Here is a 17033-nt window from a genome sequence, read left to right on the forward strand (position 1 = left end):
GCCCGACCGAACCCCGAAGCCATGACGCCCGTCCCCGCGGCAACCACCCCGGCTGCCGCCTTCGCCGCCCTGCACCGTGCGGCCGCCGCGCCGTTCCTGATCCCCAACGCCTGGGACCACGCCTCGGCGTCCGCCCTCGCCGCGCAGGGTTTCCCGGCCATCGGCACGACCAGCCTCGCAGTGGCGGCCGCGGCCGGCCTGCCCGACGGAGCGGGAGCGACCCGTGCGGAGACGCCGCTGCTGGCCCGGCGGCTCGGGCCGGGCCGGAATCTGCTCTCCGTGGACGCCGTCACGCTGGTGTGGCACACCGAGGCGGTCGAGGCCACTGTCGCCACGGGCAGCCACGCCCGGTCCGTAGGGCGACCTGAATCCCGGTGGTCCAGCTGAAGCGCCTGGAAAAGCCGACCCGCACGTAGTGGCCTGGTTTCGGTCCAGGTCAGGCCCAACTGCTTCCTGAGCGTGATCACTGTGGCCGAGATCGAGGTGGGGGTGGCCGCCGCCCCGGATCCCGTACGACAGGCCCGCTACGCCCAAACCCTCGCTGCGGTACGGCAATGCAGGCGCGGTCGGCGAGGACCGGGACGCCCTGGCGTTCGCTGCGGACACCGATCCCCTCACCCGATCAGGGGCCACGCTGAGAAGGCTCAGTTCTACGAGGGCGACGGTGAGGAGTGACCTTCCGCCCGGCGCCCGGTCGTACCGGACACCCGGCTACTCGTTGACCAGGACGGGGACGGAGACGACGGCGGCCGCCGCGGTGCCGGTGAGCTCGGTGGCGGGCGCCTTGAAGTCGATGCCCTCGCCCGCCGCGCGCGGTCCGTCGTGGTGATGGCCGCCTTCTGCGTCCTGCCCCTCTTCCTGGTACTGGAAGCTGCCGGTGCCGATGAAACGGCCCTTGGAATCGTAATAGGCGGCACTCAGCTCCAGCGCGAGCACATCGCTGACGTCGGAGGTGATTGCCAGATGCCCGCTGACGGCGGACCCGCCGGTGAGCGTGAGGCGCGTGAGGCGGACGCGGTCGGTGAACGGCCCTTCCTCGACACGTACCTCGCCCTGTTCGGGCGGCGCCGGGAGCGTCGCGGCCGGGGACGGCGCGGAACGGGGAGGGGGCAGGGGCAAGGCGGTGGCCGAGGTGGTGGCCGCGAGCGGCTCACCCTTGCCCGGGCCGGTCCCCGCAGAGGTGCCGCAGCCCGTGAGAGCGGTCAGCGCGATAGTGCCCAGCACGGCGGCCGTCGTGCTGCGGATCGGGTGTCTCATCGGACATGCTCCTGGGATACGAACGACCCGGGGCCGGGAGGGGCACCCCCTCCCGGCCCCGGTCGCGTGGCTGAGCGAGGGTCAGTGGCCGTGCGGTGCGGTGCCGAACAGCGAGCGGTACATCTTGCCGTAGAGCTCGGTGTTGTCCTGGCTGGCGGCGAAGGCGCTGTTACCCGGTCCGTACGCGTAGATCGGAACATCGGCGCCGGTGTGGTTACCGGACAGGTAGGTCAGCCAGAGACTGGCGTCCTCGCTGCCGTCCTTCACACCCGCCGGGTCGTCGGGGGTACGGAAGGTGGCCGGGCCGAAGTTCTTGGCGTCGCCGGCACCCGAGCCGTTGACGATGCCGGAGGAGCGGGCCGGGTCCTTGACGTTGGCCGAGGACGAGCGCGCGGGCACGGAGTTGTTGGCCGTGTTGCCCGAGTCGTTGTTGGCCGGCGGGGCCGCCGCCTCGGCGTTGGTGAAGGTGCCCTTCTCGATGATGTTGAAGCCGGCGCACTCGTGGTCCGCCGTCACGACGACGAGGGTGTGGCCGTCCTTCTTCGCGAAGTCCGTGGCGGCCTTGACCGCGTCGTCGAACGCCTTGATCTCGCCCAGGGTCTGCGACGCGTCGTTGGCGTGCGAGCGCTTGTCGATCAGCGCGCCCTCGACCTGGAGCAGGAAGCCCTTCTTGGACCGGCCGTCGAGCAGCGAGATCGACTTCTTGGTCAGCTCGGCGAGCGTCGGCTCCTTCTTCTCCGGGGCGTCGGCGGGCAGTTCGGCCTTGGACTTCTCGACTGTCAGGTTCCCGCGGTTGAACAGTCCGACGACCTTGCCGCCCTTGACCTTGTCGAGATCGGCCTTGGTCGCGACCTTCTGGCTCTCGGCGGTCTGGGCGGGCAGCGCCGGGTCGCCGAAGCTGCCGAGCACCTGGTAGCCCTGCGACCCCAGCGCCTTCTGGTCGTCCGGCGCGAAGCGTGCGAGGCCGCCGCCGAAGATCACGTCGGCGGTGCCGTTACGGGCGATCTGCTGGGCGATCGGCGTGATCAGGGTCTTGTCGGCGGGCTTGTTCTCGTACGACCCGTCGTCCTTCTTCGGCAGGCACGCCGCGTCGGAGTACACCGGGCCCTGGCAGCCGCGCAGCAGAGCGTGGCTCATCTGGGCGGCCGGGGTGGCGTCGGTGATCTCGGCGGTGGACACGTTGCCGGTCGCGAAGCCCGACTTCTTGGCCTGCTCCATCAGCGTGGGCAGCTTCTTCTCGTACGAGTCGACGCCGATGGCCGCGTTGTACGTCTTCACACCGGAGGACCACGCGGTGGCCGCGCTGGCGGAGTCGGTGACCAGCGCCGGCTGGTCACTGCCCTTCTCGACGGCGGACGTCGCCACCGCGCCATAGCTCGGCAGCCGCTCCATGTTCAGCTTGCCCTCGGCGCCGTAGTAGCGCTCGCGCCCGGCGGTGACATGGGTACGGCCCATGCCGTCGCCGAGCAGGTAGATGACGTTATGGATCTCCGGCTTCTTGCCATTGCCGCCCTGCTGGGGCGCGGAGTTGGCGCTTGCCGCGGTGCTGGCGGCAAGTGCACCGGTCACGGCGAGAACCGCCAGGATTTTGGTTGGTCTGCTGCGCATGTGCGGAGTGCTCTCCTCGGACGCTGGACGATGCACCGGGACAGGCCCGGCCGGGCAACGGTAGGAGCAGGACATGAACGCGGGACCAATGCCGGGCGCCGTACCGATGTTGAACCCCGATCCAATACTTTAAACATTGCGCAACTGGGCACCTTTTTGGTGTGCAGCCCCATGCCGGTGCACCACACGGAACCACTTCCGGGCACACATGAGCCGCTCCGATCGCTCGGGCCAGAGGGCAAACGCGACTACGAGCCCCAGGCTGTACGCGGGTCGGGGAGGGTCCCCGCGGCGTAGAGCGCGGCCGGGCCTGTCCACATGGGCGTGCGTCGGCGGCGGCAGCGCCGAGCGGGCCGAAGGCAGGAGCGCGGGCGCAGCCGGAGCCGGGTGCCTTGAACCCGTAGAGAAGGTTGTAACTCACCGACTGACAGCCTTGTGTCCGGTCCCGGGTGATGCTTGACATTTCGGTCCCGGCTGATGGTTGTCAGTGGCTCCGCTCACCTGACCGACGAGGCACCGGATCCCGGGCAACCGAATCCGCCGAAACGGTGGTCTGGAGGGCGAGGGAGGGTGCTTGATGCAGGCCAAACAAGAGGCCGAGTTCCAAGAATTCGTCAGAGCGCGGTGGTCCCATCTCGTACGGACCGCTTATCTGCTCACGGGCGACGTGCACTACGCCGAAGACCTGACTCAGACGGCGCTGGCCAAGGCGTACCGGTCATGGCGGCGCGTCTCGCGCAGCGACAGACCGGATGCGTACGTCCGGCGGATATTGGTCAGCTGCAACAGCGACCGGTTCCGCAAGCGGCGGGTTACGGAGGCTCTGACCGCGGCGCCGCCGGAGGTGGCCGGGCGCGACGAGGCCGTCTCGTGGGCCGACGAGCGCAGCGCCCTGCTCGCGGCGCTGGCCGGACTGCCGCCGAAGCAGCGGGCGGTGATCGTCATGCGCTACTGGGAGGACATGTCCGAGGCCGAGGTCGCCGAGGTGCTCGGCTGCTCGCCCGGCACGGTCAAGAGCCAGGCGTCCAAGGCGCTGGCGAAGTTGCGTACGTATCCGGGGCTCGCGCAGGTCGTGGACGAACCTGTCCGCAGCCGAGTGTCGTCCGGGCAGGAAGGCAGCAGGTGAACGAGGAACAGAAGCGGCAGGGGACGGGAACCGGCGGGGACTTCGAGGAGCAGCTGCGCGAGCTGCTCGCCGGGGACGCGAACACGATCCGGCCCGCGCCGGTGCCGTATCCGGCGATCCGCCGCCGGGGCACGGTCGAGCGGCGACGCCGGGTGGCGGCGACCGGGGCGGCCCTGGTGACGCTGGCGGCGATGCCCGTGGGGGCGTACGCGCTGGCCGACGGGGATGCAGGTGGGAACACGGTGGCATCGACACCGTCGGTCAGCGCCACACCGCGGACATCGGCGACGCCGACACCGACGCCGTCCGCGTCGCCGACGAGGCCGGCCACGGAGGACCAACTACTCGACGGGATCACCTTCGGGCAGGCCGCCGACGGGCTGAAGAAGTGCCTCGCCTACGACCAGTCGCACACACGCGGCCCGTCCGGCTTCCGCACGGACTTGGGCGCGGCCGAGGAGTACCGGATCATCCTGGCGGTGAACAGCCTCGGCGACTCCAACGCGCCCGGCGATGGCATGTACGTCGTCGCGGTGAAGGAGCAACCGAAGCAGACCCGACTGATCTGCAACGTGAAGGACGGCGAGGCAAACGGCCTCAACGCCGACGTGGGCTCCGACGATGTGCCGGGCGCCGGCCCCGTGATGGCCGACATCAACGGCGGCAAGCTCTACCAGCAGTCGGTCCTCGACCGCGGCAACTGGAAGCTGCCGTTCCGGTGGGGTGTCATCGGCACCGTCGAGCCGTCAGTGGCCCGGGTGACCGTCTCCTACGGCGGCGCCACCAGCCAGGCCGCCCTGGACCACGGCTGGTTCGTCGCCTCTGGTGTTCTGAACCAGCAGGTCACCGTGGCCCCGCGCATCAAGGGTTATGACGCCGACAGCAAGCTGGTCTACGACTCCGACGAGGACAAGACCTACGAGAAGCGGCTGCCCTAGCGCCACCCGGCCAGGGCGCCACACAGGGGGCGGCGCCCCCGGATTTCGGTCAGCGGTGCGGCACGAGGGCCAGACAGAAGGGCCAGCTCAGGAGGGGTTTCCTCCCAGGCCGGCCCTTCGCTGCTCCAGGCGCCGTGCCACACGAGTGCCATTACGTCCCTCGGCGCCCTCTTCGGAGGAGCCCGGAGCCGCTCCCTCACCGCCCCGGATCATGGCCCGAGCCGGTCGGCGATGGCTCGGTCGGCGGGTCTTCCAGGCAGACACGAAGGATCGGCGGCGCCACGCTCGAGGTCTCATGTCGGCAGGGGCGCGCTAATCCACATCGATGCCGTACTCCTGGACGAGTTCCTCCAAGCCGCCTCGGTATCCCTTGCCTCCGGTGACGAACTCCCAGTCGCCGTTCGCGCGGCGACGGAAGGACCCCAGTACGAGGGCGGTTTCGCCGGCGCGGCCGTCGGAGACTTCCAACTGGTCGAGTGGGGTTCCCTCGGAGTCCAGCAGCCGAATACCGGCGTCGGCGAACCCGGACAGGTCGGCCGCGGGGTTGGCGACAGGATCGACCGCGGCAATGACGACGAGGCGGTCAGCGCGCGCCGGTAGGGCATCGAAGGAGACTTGGATGGCGGCTCTGTCCGGCGTGACGGGGATGAGCGCGCGGACCGTGCCGTCGGGTGTCCGGGGGTTGTTGAAGAAGACGAAGTGGTCGTCGTCGAGAACCCGGTTGCCGTGGCAGATGAGTGCGCACACATCCAAGGCGACGCTGCCCGACCAGTACATGCCCAACACGTTGTGGTCGTCCGTACTGGTCTCGCTGTCCGGCGCTGTCCGCTGGGCGGGCACCGGGCGCTCGCCGTTACCCAGTCGCCCGCGTAGTCCGTGGCGGTGCAGCAGGTCGACCAGTTCGGAGCCTGCCACCAGTTCCAAGGGCTTGCCGTTGGCGAAGGTGTGCGAGCCGGGGCCGAATCCGGACGTCGTGACCAGGACACCCTTGTTGGCGCCGGCGTCCTGGACGGTGCCGTACAAGTCGCGGACGGCTGTCGGGGGCACGGTGTTGCGGTAGCGCTTGACCTGTACGACGATCTTGCCGCCGCGAATCGGGGTCGGGTCCAGCGCATCGACGTCCACGCCACCGTCGTTCGAGCGCTGTGTGGTCACGGCCTGCATGCCCATGGCCCGGAACAGATCGGCGACCAGCGCTTCGAAGGCGATGGGATCCATCTCGTACAGATCCGGCTCTTCGTCGCCTCCGTGGGTGACGACACCGTTACCGACGTCTTCGGGAACCCGGCCGGGCCGCACGGACGCGTACTGATCGGGGCGCGACGACAGCTGCCCCCGGAGTCCGTCCACCAGGCAGTTGACAGCGTTCACCTGTTCCAGATGCAGTTCGGCGAAAGTCGAACGCGAGGCCATGACAGTGCCGAGGAACATGGGTGCCCGTCTGCCGGTCGTCGGGTCGTGATCGTCCACGAACCCGTTCAACGCGACCGATTCCAGCGCACCGAACTCATCGGCTGCGAAAAGATCACGCAGAACCAACAGGAGACACTGTGCGAGTACGTCCCGGTACAGGGCGCGACGCTGCGTGACCGGTCGGGGCGACTCCTTCTCCTGATCGGCGTTGATCATGTAGCGCACCGACTTCGCCTCCGGGACGACGTCGTACTTGGGCAGCTCCCAGTTCAGTACCAACTGGCGCGCACCGGAGTCGTACGCTGCGGACACCTGACGGGGCAGGTCCTCCGGCCAACCGGTCGAGGCGTAGAGGGCGGCGGAGAAATACTCCACCGCGGCCTCGGGATCTCCGTTGTGAAGCCCCATCGTCATCTCTGCGATGCCGGCGTTGTGCCGACGGATCTCGCCCAGCTGGGTTTCGGCCCACTGCTGGTACTGCAGCTGGTAGGTGGCCAACTGGTGCTGACGCTGTGCTTCCGCAGCCTGTGCGGCCTGCCAGTCGCGCTCGAACCTGGACCGGGCCTCCGCCTGCGCCTGAGCTCGCCGTGTGGCGGTCCAACCACCCTGCGGCTGATACTGGTTCGGGTCCGGCATGCGGATGGGGTGCGCGAGCTGTCCCGGGGAGAATGCCTCGATCTGCTCCGCCCGAGTCAGTGCGTCGGCCCTGAACGCCGGAGACCGGCACCCTGCCGCCAACAGACCCTGCAACGATTCGACACGCGCGTCGATTTCCTCCGTACGCCGCCGGGCCTCCGCCTCGCGCTGCTCCCGGTAGGCCGCCCTCTGCTCGCGGTGGCTGCGCGCGAGCTCTCGCTGGTAGGCGCGTTGTTGCCTCTCCTGATCCCGCTGGTATCTGGCTTGCGCCTCACGTTGACGTTGCTGTTGGCGCTGCGCTTCAGCCCAGACACCGACCAACCCATTGGAGCGACGGCTCATGCTCTACAGGCCCTCCCCACCAGAGACCCGGCGTGCGTGCACCGAGTCCTGGCCCCATAACCAGCAGTGATGAGGCGACTCTAGTCGGCAACCATCGACTCGCCCATCCACTTGGCACAGATGGTCGATGTCTCCTCCGGGCGCATGGCATCCACTTGGCGACCCGACCCGACCCGACCCGACCCGACCCGTCAGAGAGGAAGCGTGCCAACTGCCAGGGATCTGACACCTCTTCCTTTGGGGTGGGCTGACCGATGGGGCGACGGCGCCCGTGGGCTGTGGCATGGCGGCATGCCGGCCGCGAACGGGCCACCCTGTGCCGGGCGGACAGAGGCCCTGCCGTCTTCAAGCCACCAGGGGTGGGCCCCGATGAACGTCGGACGGCAGCTCCCGAAGCCCGACCGACATCAGATGTTGGCCAAAGCACTCGGGCAGAGTTGAGTACGTGCGCTCTGGTCGGCCATAGGGCGAGCCGGAACGCTTGGGCCATGCGACAACGACTACTGAAACTCGTTCCCCAGCTGTTGGCGGTCCTCGTGCTCGCTGTGGTGACGCTAGGCGCGTGGGCTGCCTGGCTGGGCTGGGACCAGCAGCGTGACGTGCACCCTGATGGCTCGACGACCGGCCCGTACGAGGCGTGGCAGGTGATCGGGCTGGTGTTGACTCTGCTGGCGCTGGTGTACTGGGCGGCATCCCGGCGCTACATCGCAGGTGCTGTGCTCGGCATCACGGTCGGCCTGACCACTGCCGCCTATGACGACTGGTCGGACGACTCCAGCGGCCTCTTCATGGTCGGCGTGGGGATGGTCATGGTGGGGAGCCTCGTCGTGACCGCCGTCATATCCGTCGTGATCGCCTCTGTGAAACGAAAAGGCCCCCCGAGCCGCCGTTGATGGCTCAGTCAAGCGCCGGCGCGAGGGCTTTGGGGCACCAGTTCGCAAGACGCCGTATGCGGGCGGCGGCTGACCTGCGAAGCCCCTGACCTGGGCCGGAGCATGGTCGGTGCCGCTGTTCCCGGTGAGTCCCCGCTACGTCCCGCCGGAACGGGCACGCAACGGGCACGGTCCGGCCGGGTAAGAGCACGCATGGGCACGGCATGCGTGTTGACGGGCGGGCCACCTCCACCAGTAGCCGAAGAAGGGACACGCCGGGTTCCCAACCTGCGGTTACGTAATCGATCAACGCTGTGACCTGCTGCTGAGCTGTCGGCAGTTGTCAGCGTTGGCCGTCATTGAGCGCCCTTCCACGGCCCCGAGACGGCCTCGGGAGGGCGCTCCGTGGTGCGATGGCAGAAGAGTCACGGGCCCCTGGCCGCCAGACTCGGCGGACTCGTAGTCTCCAGGCCATGGAATGGACAGCGTTGGTCGCCACAGTGGTGGGCGCGGTTGTCGGGGTGGGCAGCACGCTCGCCACAGACCGAGTGCGTTGGCGACGAGACACAGGCGAGCGGGACAGAGAGACCCTGCGTACGGTGTCTGCCCAGTTCCTGGAGGCCCTGACTGAGGCGCGCGACGCCATAAGCGATGCCAGCCGATCGGAGCACCTGCCAGGGGACGAACGGGCCCAGCTCGCTCGCGCCAGCATCCTGGCCCACGGCGTGCACTCGAAGCAGTACCAACTGGAGCTACTGGCCACACCGGAGGTGGCCCGGTCCGCCAGGGATGCCGCCTACCAACTGCTCCTCTACCGGGACGCGGTGGTCGCCGGACATCTGCGTGACGATCCTGAGTGCACACAGGTACGGCGCGCCTTCCGGGAGGCCCGCCAGAAGCTCATGGCTGCCATGCGGTCTTCACTGGCTCGCCCCTGAGAGCCTTCGACCGCAGATTCCCGCCCCTGTCTGGCACACGTGTGGCTCCTTGAGCCTGAGGTCGCCGACGCGTGTGGGACGACGTCGACGGACTGTGCCGCTCCTGGCAATGTGCGTCGCTCCGCTTCGCCGGCACCGAATGCGGCAGGTTGACGCCAAGGCTCGTGCGGGGGAGTCGTGGCAGGAAGGTGGCCACGTGTTCGTCACTCGGACCGGTCGCCCGGTCGAGCCGCGGAGCGTCTACCGCTCCTCACCCGCGTCGCCGAATCCGCCAGCTTCCGGGCGATAAGGCCGCACGATGCCCGGCATGGCTACGCGACTCTGTTGACCGCGGCCGATGTCGCTCCCCGCGTGGTGATGGAGATCCTCGGGCACAGCCAGATCAGCATCACCATGGATGTCTGTACGCACGGCGTCCAGGACACGCAGCGTGAGGCGATCAGCCACACGGACCGGCTGCTCAAGAAGCGTCCAGGCCGTGAGTGACCGTCGCCGTTGATGTCATCTGTGGATGTCAAAGGCCACCTAGGAACGTTCCTAGGTGGCCTTCGGCTTGTGCCCCCGGCAGGATTCGAACCTGCGACACCCGCTTTAGGAGTGGGATCGAATCCTTGCCGGGTGGTGCCTGAATGTGCCGCGTTCTGTCGTTTTGCCTGATCAGCGCCGTGTGAAATGGGGGCAAAGGCTAGCGTGTGATGGCTCGTCTCACGCTGTCCGCTCACGCATCGCTCACGCGTGCGGGGTCTTCTTGCCCATGGCCCACCACAGCACAGATGTGGTCGTTAAGAGTGCTGTCAGGCGCCTACGTGCAGATGGGCTGCCCAGAGGGTGGGCGTTAGGGGGAACTGGTCTCTGGTCTCCCGGACGGCTGAGTGCAGGGCCGCTGCGGCCCGGTCGGCGTCCAGGATTCCGTTGTGCCGCAGGTGGCTGTAGAAGCGTTCGGCCACAGCTGGGGCGTGGGCATCACTGATCTCCCAGAGAGTGCCGACGACGTGGCGGAATCCTGCGAGTTGGCAGGCCGATGCGAGGTGGACTGTCTCGTCGAGCAGGTCCGTGCGGGCGGACAGGGCGGTGCTGCACGCCGAGAGATAAACGAGCCGGGCGTTGTCCAGGTCCATCCGGGTCAGGCTCGCGACGGTGAGAGGGGCGACGCTGTGGTCGTCGAGCAAGAGTCGGCTCTGCGAGGGGTCGGTGGTGTCTGTGGTGCCGTGGCAAGCGAAGTGCACGATGGAGCTGTGCGGCAGATGGGCGAGGACGTTGGCTTTGACGGGGCGGGAGAGCGCCGCAGTTCCCGCACCGGCGGGCCCGTCCGAGGCAAGCAGGCGCGCGTCGGGCAGCAGACCTCGGACCCTGGCGACCTCTTCCAGGACATGGGGAAGCCGGGCTCTGGACCCGGGAGGCTCCGGGACGGCCACGAGCAGCGGCCGGAGGGACATGGGGGCCGACAACCTGGTGGCCCGACGGGCGTGGCGCAGGGCCCGCACGGTGGGGCTGTAGGAGGACACGGCTCGGTCCATGACCGTGCGGCGCAGGGGATCGCCCGCCGGATCGTGGTGGTGCCCGGCAGCATGGAGCGGGAGCAGGCTCATCAGTCCGCCCGGGATCCACCACAGCCGGGGCCAGCCCTCCCCGTGGTCGGGGGCGGAGTGGAGACCGAGGGCTTGGAGCACGGGTCCGGCGACGGCGTCCCAGATCCACTCCAGGACGCCGTGCATCTCCCGCTGCGCTGCTCGCCGCTGCCGGGAGCTTCGGCGTGGGTCGCTCGCAGCACGCAAGGCTCCGTAACAGGCAGCGACCTGGTCGGCGACCTGGCTCCGGGAGACCATGGGCAGCTCGACCGCGGTCACACCGGAAGGCGTCAGCAGCAGCGCGTCTCCGCGGGTTTCTGTGACGTTCAGTACCACTAGTGGGCCCTGGGCGGATTCGGAGATCAGCTCCTGCGCCGAGGGCAGCCGGCAGAAGGAGGCGAACCCGTCGAGCGCCCTGATCCGGGCCAGTGTCTCTGTGAACTCGGCGGCCGCCTGGTTGCGCCTGGTCTGTGTGGTCCCGGTGACCTGTGGAGCAGGGCCGTCCTCGTTCCCGCTCATGTGCTGGTCGAGTGCATCGAGCCGGTCGCGGAGCTGCACGAACGCTTCGGCGAGGTCCGGTCGAACCTCCCTCAGCGCGGTGAGGTCGCTGCGGATCTCCAGCGCGTGGCCGAGGAGCACACCCCGGCCGGCCTCCAGCAGCCGGGCCGCCCGCACCCCGCGCTCCTTCCGGGCGATGCGGGGGTCCTCCAGCGCGCTGGCCGCGGCGTCGGCGCCGAGACCGGCGAACTGGCCCAGGGCGTACTGCTGGTCGGTACGGCCGAGTCGGCGCGGCGACACCTGCGGCAGCAGGTGTACAGCCATCTCCAGAAGATCGGCGGCGCGGCCGGACCTGTCGGAACCGAGCAGCACGGCCGCGTTCTGCGCACCGCGGACGCGGTCGGACGGCGGCGAGGAGGACGCATCGGCCGCTTCCGCGAACGCCTCGATCGCGGGGGCGAGACCGGTCGAACCGCGTCGTACCAGGGCTTGGCCGAGGCGCAGCAGGTGACGGGCGCGGTTGGGGTCGTCCCCCGGGGTGAGCCGTACGGCTTCGGTGCCCGCTTGGATGGCCTCGTCCAGTACCCGGCGTCGGTGTTTAAGGTCGTACCGCAGTGTCAGGGCGTCGCAGAGTGCCCCCAGGATGCGGGGTTGTCGGCCGGGGGTGTTCGAGCCGAGGGCGTTTGCGCCCTGCAGGGCGTTGACGGCGTTGGCCAGGTCGGCCGGATCACGGGAGATCAGGTAGCGCTGCAGTAGGGCGTTTCCGAAGTTCAGGAGGAACATCCCCAGCCGGGGGTCGTGGAGCGAGTCCGCGAGCGCCGTGCCCGCCGCGGAGACCGCCTTGTCCAGGTCCTCGGGGTCTCCCCGCCGCCGGAACCGGAGTATGAGGCCGTTACTGAGGGAAGTGAGGACTTCGGTCCGCAGGTGTGGGTCCAGTGTGGCGCCCGCGGCCTCACGGAGGATGCCGAGAGCAGTGTCGAGGTCGGTTGATGTGCCCAGGTGTTCGACCCGGAGCAGGAGGACGATTCCGAGGGCGGCGTGGGCGGTTGCCCGTGCGGGCGTACCGATCCGGGCGTCGGCCACTGCTTCCCACCCGAGGTCGACGGCTTCGTCCAGGCTCGCGGCTTCGCCGGTTCGTTTGAAGCGTGTCGTCAGGGAGGTGACCTGCGCGGTGAGGAGGTGGGGCCTGAGGCCCCACGGCAGCGGGGATGCGAGGGCCTGCCGTCCGTACTCCAGGGCCAGGTCCAGGTCCGCCGAGTGGCCGTCACGACCGGATCGGATCGCGTACGCCATTGCGAGGCTGTGCAGGACGCCGCTGCGGACCGGGTCTCCGTCGGGGAGTGCGGCGAGGGCATCGAGCTGGCGTGCGATGCACGCGTCGAGGTCCTCGGGGTCTCCCCGCAGCTCGTAGCGTGCGCGTAGGAGTGTGCCAAGGTTGTTGAGTAGCGACGCCCTCGGGTAGCCCTCCTCGGTTCCCAGGCGCAAGGCTCGTCGGGTGTGGTCGATCGCGTGGTCCAGGTCTGCCGGGTCCCGCCAGCGCTGGTAGCACGCCCACAGGACGCTGCCAGCGCCCGCGAGATGGCCCGCGTGGCCGGGGTCGCCCTCGTCGCTTGTCCGCAGAGCGGCCTCTGCGACTGTCAGGGCGACCTTCAGGTGGTTCTGGTCGCCCGACTGCTCGTACATCGCCAGCAACGTGTGGCGGAGTTCTGACAGGACGCTACTTCGCTCCGGTCCGGGCGGCAGGGTGTTCAGTCTGCCGAGCAGCTCGGCGGCGGACTGTCCCTGCAAGACCTGGACGGTCTCGTCGAACTTCCTCCCGGCGCCGGACAGTTCGTAGTCGAGGCCCAGCGCCGTGTTCAGCCCCGTCCGATAGCGGGCGCGGTCAGGGGTGTCGGCCGGGGCGGACTCCAGAATGCGCTCCCACAGCTCCACCGCGGCCCGGGCGGCGTGGGGAGAGCCGTGGCCCGCGGCCTGCTCCAGCAGCCGCTCGGCGGCGGGAACGGCATGCTCCGCCACCGTCGGCACCAGGGGTTCGGGAATGTCGTCGAGGCCCGCGAGGAAGCAGGCCACAAACGCTTGGACGGCCGCAGCCCGCTCGTGGCGGCTCTCGGGCTCGGGGAGCATGGAGCTGCGAAGCCAGTACAGCCATCCCAGCGCGAAGTGGCCTGACGGGTCGTCACTGTCATGGAGGGCAGCGGTAAGTTCGAGCGCCTCCGAGAGGGCCTCCGGCTCCAGCACCAGGGACAGGTTCCGTTCGGTTCTGGCCCGATTCAGGCGGGCCTCCACCGTAGCCCGGTCCTCGTCCACCCTTGTCATGCGACCCCCGGGTTTCAGATAGTGACTGCACGTCAGTCAGCCTCTATGGAAAGATAGTTAAAGATATTTGTGAAGTGCTGCTGTATCCAGGGGGCGGGTATGGACGTGACCCGGCAGGAAGCGGACGGCCTGGCTCGTGTCTGCCAGGACCTGGACGACATCCGCGACACCTGTGTGGAGGCGTACGGTGACGACAGCGCGGTGCAGCGCCTGCTGGCCGCGATCGCGGCTCGTCAGGACATCCGCACTCCCCTGCACGACCTCGACGCCGCGCTGGTCCAGGCCGGGGACGTGCTGGGCGTCCTGCAGCACGGGACCCGGGGCCCCAGGCTTCCGGGCGCCGACGAAGGGCCGCTGGAGCTGGTCTACCGCTGCCCGTTGAACCTGTGCTCCGCCCGTCTCCGCTGGCCGCAGCCGCCCGCCGCCCGCCGCTGTTCCATCTCCGGGTCGGGCATGTCGCCGAAGTCGCTCTAGCGGTGGGCAACTTGCTGAGTGAACTGGGCAAGAAACTGGCCGAGCGCTGGGCCACCCTCCTCGTGCTGCCTGGCGCCCTCTACCTGGGCACCGCCGCGGCGGCCCGCGCCCTCGGCCACCGGCGAGCCCTGGACGCCGAGCGGCTCGTCGAACAGATCAGCTCTTGGGCCGACACCTCTGTCGCGACGAAGGCGGGAGGGCAGATTGTCCTCATTGCGGGCGTGCTGGTGGGCTCTGCCGCAGCCGGACTGGCCGCCCAGGCCTTCGGATCGGCGGTCGAGCGCATCACGCTCGCCGCGGCATGGCGGTCCTGGCCGGCACCGTTCCGTCAACTCGCCGAATGGCGGATCCGCGTCCGGCGGCGGCGATGGGAGGAAGCACACGGTGCCTACCACCGTCTGCGGGACCAGGCCGAGAGCGATGGCGGCGCATCGGCCGAAGCGACCCGACAGCGCCTCGCCGCGTACCGTGCTCGTATCCGTATCGCCGCGGAGGCGCCGACCCGCCCGACTTGGAGCGGAGATCGAGCGCACGCGGCAACCGTACGGCTGGCCCGGGACCGGCGGCTCCACCTGCCCACGGTCTGGCCGCACCTGTGGCTGCTCATGCCCGAGACCGCGCGCCTTGAGATCACGGAGGCTCGGCAGGCGCTGTCTCGCGCTTGTGCACTGGGCGGCTGGGCCGTGCTCTACGCGCTGCTCGCCTTCTGGTGGTGGCCCGCTGCTCCGCTTGGCGCTGCCATTGCGGCCACCGCCTGGCACCGGGTGCGCTCGTGCGTCGACACGGACTCCCTCCTCCGCGAGGCCGCCGCCAGCCTCTATGCCGCAGATCTCGCCAGACACCTCGGAATTGACTTCACCGGTTCCCTCTCCCCGGAGGCTGGCGACGAACTGACCCAGCACCTTCACACCGAGCCGGATCCCCCCAGTTCTCCCGGTGCCTGAGCGCCGGATGGATCGCCCGGAGGCTGAGGCCGACTCCGTCCCGAGGCTGCCGGTCGGGCACCGGCACCGGCCCGGCGACCGCTGTGAGCTGCAGGCCCCGACCGGCCGCCGTGAAACACAGGACCCGGCCCCGAACAAGGCGGGGTGGGGTGGAACGGGGGAGCTATACGAGGACGACCCCAAGACCGATGCGGGCGCGCGCACCATCGCGCTGGACTCCGACACGGTCCGAGCCCTGAAACGACATCGCGCCCAGTAGGACAAGGACCGCGAGAAGTGGGGGAGTGCCTGGGTGGAGACCGGAAGGATCTTCACACGCGAGAACGGAGAACTGCTCCACCCCGCCAACGTCACACGGCGGTTCATCGAGCTGTGCGAGGAAATCGCCCTCCCGCCGATCCGGCTCCACGACCTCCGCCACGGTGCCGCGACACTGGCTCACGCGGCCGGTGTCGGCCTCAAGGACATCCAGGAGATGCTCGGCCACTCCTCGATCACCATCACTTCGGATACGCACACGAGCCTGCTCCCCGAGGCGGATCTGGCGATCGCCGAGGTGGCTCTGTTCACAAGAACGGGCAGCAGTTGTGCACCGGTTTGGGAAGCAGCCAACGCCCGCGTGCGAATCGAAATGTTCACGGGTTCCGACAGCACTGACGTGGAGCGGTTGCCTTCGGGGGCGCTGCATCATGGCGGTCGGCGGCTGTTTAAGGTCACTTTGCGTTCTCTTTGCCGGTGATGAAGTCCAACGTTCCCAGATGTGCGAGCTGTTCGCGCGTCATGCCGCGCAGATGGGTGACATCCAGTTCCTCGATCGTCTTGATCGCGGGGAACCGGGCGGAGCGGACGCGGGCCTCGCCGCCGTGGGACTCGCGGGCGGCGACCTCGCGCTGCAGGCAGGCGACCAGGAACTCGGCGTGACTCCAGGATTCGCTCCGGGCGCGCTCGGCAAGGCGTTCGGCAGCGTCCAGCAGGGCCGGGGCTTTCATCGCACGGGAGTAGAAGGCCAGGTCGGAGGCGGTCTGCTCACCGGTCCGGCCGCTGCCGTTCTTCTCCCTGGCCGGCGTGGATGCCGTCGTGGTGGTGCGGGCCATGTCAGAACACCTCACCTTCGCTCTCGTCGCCACCGGTGCTGTCTTCGCGCGAGGTGAACACCTGGTCGTAGGTGTCCAGTTGGCGCTGTTCGACCTCGATGAGGTCACCGGTGGCGGCCGCCTGGCGGGCCTGGGAGGCGAGGTGGTGACGGAAATCGCCGCGCAGGGCCTTCGCGGTGCGGGCGTGATCGGGATCGGTGATCGTCTGGTGCTTGGCCCAGCAGCGCGGATGGCGGGCCACGACAGCTCCGCCGGGAGAAAGTACGGCGATGACCTCGTCGGCGTCGGTGCTGACCTGGATCCGCTTGCCGATGGCCAGGGGATGGACGGAGTAGTCGACGGTGTCGACGCGGATGTAGTGGTCGCGGCCCAGGCGGGTGTGGAAGCGGAACCAGCGGGGCGGATCGACGGGCGGCAGTGGGAGCATGCCGGCCAGGTCGGCCTCCCACCGGTCGATCGGGCGGGCGCCCAGGGTGCGGTGGATCCGCCGGTTGGCGGTGGTCAGCCAGGTGGTCAGCTGGGTGTTGAAATCGGCGGGTCCGCTGAAGGTGCGGCCAGGCAGGAAGCTCGACTCGAGATACCCATTGGCCCGCTCGACCAGCCCTTTCGCTTCCGGATCCCGGGGGCGGCAGAGGAACACCCTGGTCGCGAGCATTCCGGCGAACGCGGCGAAATCGGCTGTGACCTTGCCCTGGCCGATACCGGCCTCGTTGTCCCACACCAGCATCCGCGGCACCGCACCCCACTGCTTGAGCAGCTGCCAGTGACCGTCGATCAGGTCGCCCGTCATCCGGGTCGGCAGCATCCGTGCGGTGATGATCCGCGAGTAGCCCGAGACCATCACGAGCACGGGCGGCCGGCCCTGCTGCCCGTAACCGAGCGGGATATCGGCCGGCGGGAACCACAGGTCGCACTGGGCCAGCTCGCCGGGCCGGTACGTCGTGCGCGAGACCGGATCGACGGGAAGGTAGGCGGGCCGCAGCTCGCGGACGCGGTCTTTGAGGATCGT

15 protein-coding genes and 1 pseudogene are annotated in these 17033 nt (G+C 69.2%); 10 read left to right on the plus strand and 6 right to left on the minus strand.

The genetic code is table 11. The features are described 5' to 3' along the window. Positions 1 to 21: 21 nt before the first annotated feature. The gene (locus ACIPEK_RS30415) at positions 22 to 387 is read left to right on the plus strand and encodes an isocitrate lyase/phosphoenolpyruvate mutase family protein (protein ID WP_402002438.1); all 366 of its coding nucleotides are present in this window, start codon (positions 22 to 24) and stop codon (positions 385 to 387) included. Positions 388 to 711: 324 nt separating this feature from the next. On the opposite strand, the gene ACIPEK_RS30420 is transcribed toward ACIPEK_RS30415, so the two are convergent. Further along, complete coding sequence (locus ACIPEK_RS30420; protein ID WP_402002441.1) at positions 712 to 1257, minus strand: hypothetical protein; 546 nt, start codon at positions 1255 to 1257, stop codon at positions 712 to 714. 81 nt (positions 1258 to 1338) lie between these two features. Further along, a complete protein-coding gene (locus ACIPEK_RS30425; protein ID WP_402002444.1) occupies positions 1339 to 2865 on the minus strand; it encodes an alkaline phosphatase in 1527 nt (508 codons plus the stop codon). Positions 2866 to 3442: 577 nt separating this feature from the next. Between ACIPEK_RS30425 and ACIPEK_RS30430 the strand changes: the two genes are divergently transcribed. After that, positions 3443 to 3991, plus strand: coding sequence for a SigE family RNA polymerase sigma factor (locus ACIPEK_RS30430; RefSeq protein WP_402002447.1), 549 nt, complete (start codon positions 3443 to 3445; stop codon positions 3989 to 3991). Beyond that, on the plus strand, positions 3988 to 4929 hold the full coding sequence (locus tag ACIPEK_RS30435) for a hypothetical protein (protein ID WP_402002450.1): 942 nt from the start codon (positions 3988 to 3990) through the stop codon (positions 4927 to 4929). Before ACIPEK_RS30430 ends, ACIPEK_RS30435 begins: the two co-directional genes overlap by 4 nt. A 312-nt stretch (positions 4930 to 5241) precedes the next feature. On the opposite strand, the gene ACIPEK_RS30440 is transcribed toward ACIPEK_RS30435, so the two are convergent. Next, positions 5242 to 7320 (minus strand): restriction endonuclease, encoded by a 2079-nt coding sequence (locus ACIPEK_RS30440; RefSeq protein ID WP_402002452.1) that lies wholly within the window; start codon positions 7318 to 7320, stop codon positions 5242 to 5244. Positions 7321 to 7808: 488 nt separating this feature from the next. Between ACIPEK_RS30440 and ACIPEK_RS30445 the strand changes: the two genes are divergently transcribed. From ACIPEK_RS30445 to ACIPEK_RS30455, 3 genes and pseudogenes are all read left to right on the plus strand, one after another. Then, positions 7809 to 8213 (plus strand): hypothetical protein, encoded by a 405-nt coding sequence (locus ACIPEK_RS30445; protein ID WP_402002455.1) that lies wholly within the window; start codon positions 7809 to 7811, stop codon positions 8211 to 8213. A gap of 578 nt (positions 8214 to 8791) precedes the next feature. Continuing rightward, on the plus strand, positions 8792 to 9130 hold the full coding sequence (locus ACIPEK_RS30450; protein ID WP_384460882.1) for a hypothetical protein: 339 nt from the start codon (positions 8792 to 8794) through the stop codon (positions 9128 to 9130). Between the two features lie 79 nt (positions 9131 to 9209). Then, a pseudogene (locus tag ACIPEK_RS30455) lies at positions 9210 to 9616 on the plus strand (tyrosine-type recombinase/integrase); the annotation flags it as partial. Between the two features lie 308 nt (positions 9617 to 9924). Here the strand turns inward: ACIPEK_RS30455 and ACIPEK_RS30460 are convergent. After that, a complete protein-coding gene (locus ACIPEK_RS30460; RefSeq protein WP_402002458.1) occupies positions 9925 to 13512 on the minus strand; it encodes a CHAT domain-containing protein in 3588 nt (1195 codons plus the stop codon). A 99-nt stretch (positions 13513 to 13611) separates the two neighbouring features. Here ACIPEK_RS30460 and ACIPEK_RS30465 point away from each other — a divergent pair, with 99 nt between their 5' ends. From ACIPEK_RS30465 to ACIPEK_RS30480, 4 genes are read left to right on the plus strand one after another with little or no spacing between them, the layout of a single operon-like run. Beyond that, entirely contained in the window at positions 13612 to 13986 is a 375-nt protein-coding gene (locus tag ACIPEK_RS30465; protein WP_402002461.1) for a hypothetical protein, read from the plus strand. Between the two features lie 11 nt (positions 13987 to 13997). Further along, positions 13998 to 14930, plus strand: coding sequence for a hypothetical protein (locus ACIPEK_RS30470; RefSeq protein WP_402002464.1), 933 nt, complete (start codon positions 13998 to 14000; stop codon positions 14928 to 14930). A 7-nt stretch (positions 14931 to 14937) separates the two neighbouring features. Continuing rightward, the gene (locus ACIPEK_RS30475) at positions 14938 to 15189 is read left to right on the plus strand and encodes a hypothetical protein (RefSeq protein ID WP_402002467.1); all 252 of its coding nucleotides are present in this window, start codon (positions 14938 to 14940) and stop codon (positions 15187 to 15189) included. Between the two features lie 33 nt (positions 15190 to 15222). After that, entirely contained in the window at positions 15223 to 15669 is a 447-nt protein-coding gene (locus tag ACIPEK_RS30480) for a tyrosine-type recombinase/integrase (protein WP_402002470.1), read from the plus strand. On the opposite strand, the gene ACIPEK_RS30485 is transcribed toward ACIPEK_RS30480, so the two are convergent. Next, positions 15644 to 16024, minus strand: coding sequence for an ATP-binding protein (locus ACIPEK_RS30485; protein ID WP_402002473.1), 381 nt, complete (start codon positions 16022 to 16024; stop codon positions 15644 to 15646). The genes ACIPEK_RS30480 and ACIPEK_RS30485 overlap by 26 nt on opposite strands. A 1-nt stretch (position 16025) precedes the next feature. Continuing rightward, the coding region (locus ACIPEK_RS30490) for a transposase (RefSeq protein ID WP_402002476.1) at positions 16026 to 17033 on the minus strand (1008 nt) is incomplete at its 5' end.

Origin of the sequence: Streptomyces sp. NPDC088246, assembly GCF_044741025.1 — a bacterium.
Taxonomy (GTDB): Bacteria; Actinomycetota; Actinomycetes; order Streptomycetales; family Streptomycetaceae; genus Streptomyces.